Origin of the sequence: Burkholderia sp. BDU5 (assembly GCF_001522845.1) — a bacterium.
GTDB lineage: Bacteria > Pseudomonadota > Gammaproteobacteria > Burkholderiales > Burkholderiaceae > Burkholderia > Burkholderia mayonis.
The window spans coordinates 179,147-186,333 of record NZ_LOWC01000009.1; the positions used below are offsets into that span (position 1 = coordinate 179,147).

Genomic DNA, 7,187 nt, shown 5'->3' on the forward strand with positions numbered 1-7,187 from the left:
GCGCGCGGCAAGCCGCTCGTGCAGGGCCTCGCAAGTGTCCACACCATGCGGGAAACGGGGACGGGGTTGTAACAATCTCCTCGAAACCCCTGATGATTTCGACCAACCCTTTGATTTCAATCATTTTTTCAGAGAATTCGACGTGCATCCCGCCGACCGGAAGCCCGCCGCACGGCCCTGCCGGACGCATCGCCGCAGAGTTTTTCACAGAGTTATCCACAGGCTGCTCGAATCTGCGACGGCGCGGCGCACGCCGCTCGCCGTATCCGTGCGACTTGCCGGCCGCGCGGCGGGCGCGCTAGAGTGCCGCCTTTCGAAGACCGCGCGGCCGCCGGCCGCCTTCCGGAGAAACGTGTTGACGAATCCATCCCCAGCCGCGCTGCGCGGCGCCCCACGCATCGCGTCATGAACGCGCAGTCGGGACTCCTCGCGCGCGCCGAAGCGCGCCTGACGCGTGAGTGGCAGCGCCGCGGCGCGCTCGCATGGGCGCTCACGCCATTCGCGTGCGCGTTCGGCGCGATCGCCGCGCTGCGCCGCGCCGCCTATGCGCGCGGCTGGAAGGAGCGGATCGATTGCGGCGTACCCGTCGTCGTCGTCGGCAACGTGACGGTCGGCGGCACCGGCAAGACGCCGACCGTGATCGCGCTCGTCGACGCATTGCGCACCGCGGGCTTCACGCCGGGCGTCGTATCGCGCGGCTATGGCGCGAGGATCGTCGCGCCCACCGCGGTCACGCCCGCGTCGCCGCCGCAGCAGGCGGGCGACGAGCCGCTCCTGATCGCGCGCCGCACGCTCGCGCCCGTATGGGTGTGCCCGGACCGCGTCGCGGCCGTGCGCGCGCTCACGACCGCACATCCGGACGTCGACGTCGTCGTCAGCGACGACGGCCTGCAGCACTACCGGCTCGCTCGCACGGTCGAGATCGTCGTGTTCGATCATCGCCTGGGCGGCAACGGCTTCCTGCTGCCCGCCGGACCGCTGCGCGAGCCGCTCTCGCGCCGCCGCGACGCGACGCTCGTCAACGATCCGTACAGCCGCGCACTGCCGCCGTGGCCCGACACGTTCGCGCTCACGCTCGCGCCCGGCGACGCGTGGCATCTCGATCAGCCGTCGCGCCGCAAGCCGCTCGCGCAGTTCGCGGGCGAGCGCGTGCTCGCCGCGGCGGGCATCGGCTCGCCCGAGCGCTTCTTCGCGACGCTGCGCGCGGCAGGCGTCGCACCCGCGACGCGCGCGCTGCCCGACCATTACGCGTTCGTCGACAATCCGTTCGTCGACGATCATTTCGATGCGATCCTGATCACCGAGAAGGATGCAGTAAAATTGGGAACTTCGTGGCGCGACGCTCGAATCTGGGTCGTCCCGGTCGAAGCCGCGCTCGACCCCCGCCTTATCGCTCTCGTTGTGGAGAAACTCCGTGGACGCACGCCTGCTTGAAATCCTTGTATGCCCCATTTGCAAGGGCCCGCTCCACTACGACCGCGGTGCGCAGGAGCTCGTCTGCAACGCGGACAAGCTCGCGTACCCGATCCGCGACGGCATCCCGGTGATGCTCGTCGACGAAGCGCGCCAGACGGTCGAAGGCACGCCGGTCGATCCGGCCGGCCCGGCCCAGGGCCGCTGACGAAAGCGCCGCGCGCCGATCGTTTCGCATCGCGCGCGCCTTCGTCGTTCCGCCCGAGCGCCGGCGCCGAACCGCCGACCGCTCGGCACAACGCCGCCGCCCGCCTCGCCAGGCGGGCGCATGTTCCGAACCCTATCCGCTTCGCGCACGTCCGATGACCTCCCCGCTCCCTTTCGTCGCCGTCGTTCCCGCCCGCCTCGCGTCGACCCGCCTGCCGAACAAGCCGCTCGCCGATCTCGGCGGCAAGCCGATGGTCGTGCGCGTCGCCGAACGCGCGCGCGAAGCGGGCGCGCAGCAGGTGCTCGTCGCATCCGACGCGCAGAGCGTCCTCGACGCGGTGCGCGAACACGGCTTCGACGCCGTGCTGACGCGCGCCGACCACCCGTCCGGCACCGACCGTCTTGCGGAAGTCGCCGCGAAGCTCGGTTTTAGCGACGACACGATCGTCGTCAATGTGCAGGGCGACGAGCCGCTGATCGATCCGCAACTGGTCCGCGACGTAGCGTCGCACCTCGCCGCGCATCCGTCGTGCGCGATCGCGACGGCCGCGCACCCGCTGCACGACGCGCAGGACGTGTTCAACCCGAACTACGTGAAGGTCGTGCTCGACGCGAACGGCGTCGCGCTGTACTTCTCGCGCGCGCCGATTCCGTGGTCGCGCGACGCGTACCTGCCGCACTGGCCGAACGTCGCCGCGATGCCCGCGCCGACGTGCCCGGTCTATCGGCACATCGGCCTTTACGCGTATCGCGCGCGCTTCCTGCGCACGTATCCGACGCTCGCGCAAGCCCCGATCGAGGCGGCCGAGCAGCTCGAGCAACTGCGCGCGATGTGGCACGGCGAGCGCATTGCCGTGCTCGTCACCGAGCACGCGCCCGAAGCCGGCATCGATACGCCGGCCGATCTCGAACGCGTGCAGGCCCTTTTTCGGTCTCGCGCCAAATAACCCATGGCATAATCGGGCGATTGTGCGAGCGATCCGCCCGCGCCGCTCACCGAGATTCGCCCCAAGCCCGCCGTCATTCGCCGGCCACCGCGCGTTGCTTCCGACGCGCCGCAGTCAGACCGGCCGACCGCGCTTGCAGCAGAACCGCCGAGCCGCGCAGCCGATGCCATAGCGTCTCGCGCCAAAGCATTCACATACCGGAGATATCACCATGCGTTTGATCCTGTTGGGCGCGCCCGGCGCGGGAAAAGGCACCCAGGCAAACTTCATCAAGGAAAAGTTCGGCATCCCGCAAATTTCGACGGGCGACATGCTGCGCGCCGCCGTGAAGGCCGGCACGCCGCTCGGCGTCGAGGCGAAGGTTTACATGGACGAAGGCAAGCTCGTGCCGGATTCGCTGATCATCGGCCTCGTCAAGGAGCGCCTGAAGGAAGCGGACTGCGCAAACGGCTATCTGTTCGACGGTTTCCCGCGCACGATCGCGCAGGCTGACGCGATGAAGGAAGCGGGCGTCGCGATCGACTACGTGCTCGAAATCGACGTACCGTTCTCGGAGATCATCGAACGGATGAGCGGCCGCCGCACGCACCCGGCGTCGGGCCGCACGTACCACGTGAAGTTCAATCCGCCGAAGGTCGAAGGCCGGGACGACGTGACGGGCGAGCCGCTGATCCAGCGCGACGACGACAAGGAAGAGACGGTGAAGAAGCGCCTCGAAGTGTACGAAGCGCAGACGAAGCCGCTCATCACGTACTACGGCGACTGGGCGCAACGCGGCGAGGAGAACGGCCTGAAGGCGCCCGCGTACCGGAAGATCTCCGGCCTCGGCAGCGTCGACGAAATCCGCGCGCGCGTGTTCGATGCGCTGAAGTAACCACGCCGGGACGAAGCGCGGCGCACGCCGCCCGTCCATGACGACAAGGAAACCGCCCTCCACGGGCGGTTTTTTTCGTCCGGTCGTTCGCTTCGCGCCGCGCTTGGGCGGCCGCTCGTACAATCGTCGCAAGGCGCGTGGCGCGTCACGACATTCGAACGACATTCATTCCAATCCAGGAGAAGGAGCGATCATGGAGATTCGCGACAACGTCTTTCTGATCACGGGCGGCGCATCGGGGCTCGGCGCGGGCACCGCGCGCCTCTTGACCGAAGCGGGCGGCAAGGCCGTGCTCGCCGACCTCAATCAGGACGCGGGCGAAGCGCTCGCGCGCGAGTTGGGCGGCGTGTTCGTCAAGTGCGATGTCGCGCGCGAGGACGACGCGCAGGCGGCCGTCGCGGCCGCGACGAAGTTCGGCACGCTGCGCGGGCTCGTCAACTGCGCGGGCATCGCGCCCGCGTCGAAGACGGTCGGCAAGGACGGCCCGCACCCGCTCGACCTGTTCGCGAAGACAATCGCCGTAAACCTGATCGGCACGTTCAACATGATCCGCGTCGCCGCCGCCGCGATGGCCGCGAACGAGCCGACGCAAACGGGCGAGCGCGGCGTGATCGTCAGCACCGCGTCGGTCGCCGCGTTCGACGGCCAGATCGGCCAGGCCGCGTATGCGGCGTCGAAGGCCGGCGTCGCCGGCATGACGCTGCCGATTGCGCGCGACCTGTCGCGCAACGCGATCCGCGTGATGACGATCGCGCCCGGCCTCTTCGAAACGCCGATGCTGCTCGGGATGCCGAAGGAAGTGCAGGATGCGCTCGGCGCGATGGTGCCGTTCCCGCCGCGCCTCGGCAAACCGGCCGAGTACGCGATGCTCGTCAAGCAGATCGTCGAGAACCCGATGCTCAACGGCGAAGTGATCCGCCTCGACGGCGCGATCCGGATGCAACCGAAGTAAAAGCGGCCGCGTGCAGAGACGGCGCTGCGCGGGCGTCGCGGCATCGCCGCATCGCCCGCCGAACGAAGAAACGCCCGCGAGATGCATCGGCATTCGCGGACGTCGTTACATTGTATGGTCAGATCCGAGCGGACATTCGAAGCGCGTCGCGCCCGCTCGCTCGATCGATCGTCTGCGTTTGAGCACGGCGTCGAGCCCCCTGCCGCTGCCCGTCGATCAATCGTCTTCGTCGCGCTGCATCCGCTGCCGCAATTCGCCGACCTGCGCCTCGACGATCGTCGCATCGGCCGCGTCGGGCCGCTCGCCGAGATACGTCTCCAGATCCTCGAGCGCGGGCCGCAGGTAATCGAGCCGCGCATACGCGAAGCCGCGGTCGCGCACTTCGTCGAGCTGTCCCGGCAGCAGGATCACGAGCCGCTCCTGCACGCCGAGCAGCCGCTGCCAGCGTTCCGTCTGCAGATAGACGGCCTTCAGGTTGTTCAGCATCCGCGCGACGACCTCGCGATCGGTCGCCGGCTGCAGCAACGCGCGCAGCACGCTCGTCGCGCCGCCGTCGGCGCGGGCGACGTATGGCTCGAGCATCTCGACGAGTTCCGACTCCGACAGCGAGCGCCCCGTCGTCGGATCGAGGATCGCGTCGCCGTCGGGCAGCGCGATGCGCAGCAGGAAATGCCCAGGGAACGACACGCCGTGCGCCGGCACGCCGACCTGCTCGGCGAGCTCCAGATACAGCACCGCGAGCGAGATCGGAATCCCGCGGCGGCGCTTCAGCACCATGTTCAGATAGCTGTTGTCCGGGTCGTAGTAGTCGTTGTGGTTGCACGCGAAGCCGAGTTCGCGGAAGAAGAAGTCGTTCAACAGCGCGAGCTTGTCGCTTGCGCCGGCGCCGTGCGGCAGGCGCTTGACGAGCCGCGCCGCGAGCGCGTCGAGCTCGGCGAGCACGCCTTGCAGGTCCACGTCGGGATAGGCGTCCTGCGCGAGCGACAGCGCCGCCTCGGTGAGCGGCAGACCATCGTCTTCGGCGACGAGCGAACTGAAATAGTCGAGAACGCGAGTCATGGAATCCGTTACTTGGCGCGTCGTCTGAAGTACGCGTATTTGAAGCCCATCAGCCACAACATACCGAAATATAGTGCGGCGAACAGAACGAGGCAGGCGCCCATCAGCGCGATCCGCTCGAACGGCACCGCGCGCATCGCGGTCCAGTCGAAGTTGAGCGCGAGCCAGTGCATCACGCCCGCGAGCACGAGCGACGCGCCCGCGAGCTGCACGAAGAAGCGCAGCCAGCCGGGCGACGGCTGATAGATGCCGCGGCGGCGCAGCCCGACGAACAGCAGGAAAGAATTCAGGCACGCGCCGACGCCGATGCTGAGCGTCAAGCCCGCCGCGCCGATGATCGGCACGAATACATAGTTCGACAACTGCGTGACGACGAGCACGCCGATCGCGATCTTCACGGGCGTCTTGATGTCCTGCTTCGCGTAGAAGCCGGGCGCGAGGATCTTGATGAGGATGATGCCGACGAGGCCGATCCCGTACGCGGCGAGCGCGCGCGCAACCATCGTGACCGTGTGCGCGTCGAATTTGCCGTAGTTGAAGAGCGTCGCGGTCAACGGCTCGGCGAAGAAGAACAGCGCGAGCGCACTCGGCGCGGCAAGCAGGAAAGTAACCCGCAGCCCCCAGTCGAGGAGCGCCGAATACTCGGTCGAATCGGCATCGACGTGCGCCTTCGACAGGCTCGGCAGCAGGATCGTGCCGAGCGCGACGCCGAGGAGCGCGGTCGGGAACTCCATCAGCCGGTCCGCGTAGTTGATCCACGACACGGCGCCCTGCCCGAGCCGCGACGCGATGTTCGTATTGATGATGAGCGACAGTTGCGCGACCGACACCGCGAACGTCGCGGGCACCATCTTCGCAAGCACGCGCTTCACGCCAGGATGCGCGAGCGCGCGCAGCGGATTGACGCCGATCGCGGGCACCATGTCGATCTTCTTCAGGCCAGGCAGCTGCACCGCGAACTGCAGGACGCCGCCCGCGATCACCGCCCACGCGAGCGCGTAGACGGGCACCTTCAGATGCGGCGCGACAAACACGGCCGCGACGATGAACGCGACGTTCAGCAGCACGGGCGCGAACGCGGGCAGCGAGAAGCTCTTGTACGTGTTGAGCACACCCGACGCGAGCGTCGTCAGCGAGATGAACACGATGTACGGGAACATGATCTGCGTCATCGTGACGGCAAGCGGGAATGCCTGCCCGTCCGTGCGCAGCCCCGACGCGACCGCGAACACGACCCACGACGCGCCGGCGACCCCGACGAGCGACAGGAGCGCGAGCGCCCACGCGAGCACGGTCGACATCGCATCGACGAGCGCCTTCGTCGCATCGTGCCCTTTTTGATTCTTGAACTCGGCGAGAATCGGCACGAACGCTTGCGAGAACGCGCCTTCGGCGGACAGCCGGCGCAGCAGGTTCGGAATGCGGAACGCGACGTAAAACGCGTCGGTGAATTGACTGGCGCCGAACGCACGGGCGATCAGCGTTTCTCGGGCCAGACCGGTCACGCGCGACAGCAGCGTGAAGCCGCTGACCGTCAGCAGGGCTCGGAATAGATTCATGGGGCGCTTATTATACGGACCTCGGGCGTCGGCAACCGGTAGGCCTGAGGAAAAGGGCGGGCATACCGGCGTGGGCGATGCGGCAAGATGCGGCCCGCGCTGTCGCGGACAAATAGAAATGTCCGGTTTTGTAGCAAATGAAATGTCCGCATGTTGGCGGGGGCGGCAAGCCGGCG

The 7,187-nt window shown here is 67.9% G+C and carries 7 protein-coding genes; 5 read left to right on the plus strand and 2 right to left on the minus strand.

The window, feature by feature from the left end; genetic code table 11:
* Window positions 1–405: 405 nt before the first annotated feature.
* From lpxK to WS69_RS02815, 5 genes are all read left to right on the plus strand, one after another.
* Window positions 406–1,434, plus strand: a complete 1,029-nt coding sequence (gene lpxK / locus WS69_RS02795) for a tetraacyldisaccharide 4'-kinase (RefSeq protein ID WP_059469282.1) — start codon at window positions 406–408, stop codon at window positions 1,432–1,434.
* Window positions 1,415–1,621 carry a Trm112 family protein gene (locus tag WS69_RS02800; RefSeq protein WP_006024783.1) on the plus strand — a complete coding sequence of 69 codons (207 nt, stop codon included), beginning with the start codon at window positions 1,415–1,417 and terminating at the stop codon, window positions 1,619–1,621. The genes lpxK and WS69_RS02800 overlap by 20 nt, the downstream gene beginning before the upstream one ends.
* Before the next feature lie 154 nt (window positions 1,622–1,775).
* Window positions 1,776–2,567 (plus strand): 3-deoxy-manno-octulosonate cytidylyltransferase, encoded by a 792-nt coding sequence (gene kdsB, locus WS69_RS02805; protein WP_059469283.1) that lies wholly within the window; start codon window positions 1,776–1,778, stop codon window positions 2,565–2,567.
* Window positions 2,568–2,778: 211 nt separating this feature from the next.
* Window positions 2,779–3,441 carry an adenylate kinase gene (gene adk / locus WS69_RS02810; RefSeq protein WP_059469284.1) on the plus strand — a complete coding sequence of 221 codons (663 nt, stop codon included), beginning with the start codon at window positions 2,779–2,781 and terminating at the stop codon, window positions 3,439–3,441.
* Window positions 3,442–3,634: 193 nt separating this feature from the next.
* Window positions 3,635–4,393, plus strand: coding sequence for a 3-hydroxyacyl-CoA dehydrogenase (locus WS69_RS02815; protein ID WP_059469285.1), 759 nt, complete (start codon window positions 3,635–3,637; stop codon window positions 4,391–4,393).
* A 216-nt stretch (window positions 4,394–4,609) separates the two neighbouring features.
* Here the strand turns inward: WS69_RS02815 and WS69_RS02820 are convergent, their stop codons facing one another.
* Both WS69_RS02820 and murJ read right to left on the minus strand, forming a co-directional pair.
* On the minus strand, window positions 4,610–5,452 hold the full coding sequence (locus WS69_RS02820; protein ID WP_059469286.1) for a SirB1 family protein: 843 nt from the start codon (window positions 5,450–5,452) through the stop codon (window positions 4,610–4,612).
* An 8-nt stretch (window positions 5,453–5,460) separates the two neighbouring features.
* Complete coding sequence (gene murJ / locus WS69_RS02825; protein WP_442854881.1) at window positions 5,461–7,125, minus strand: murein biosynthesis integral membrane protein MurJ; 1,665 nt, start codon at window positions 7,123–7,125, stop codon at window positions 5,461–5,463.
* Between the last annotated feature and the right edge of the window lie 62 nt (window positions 7,126–7,187).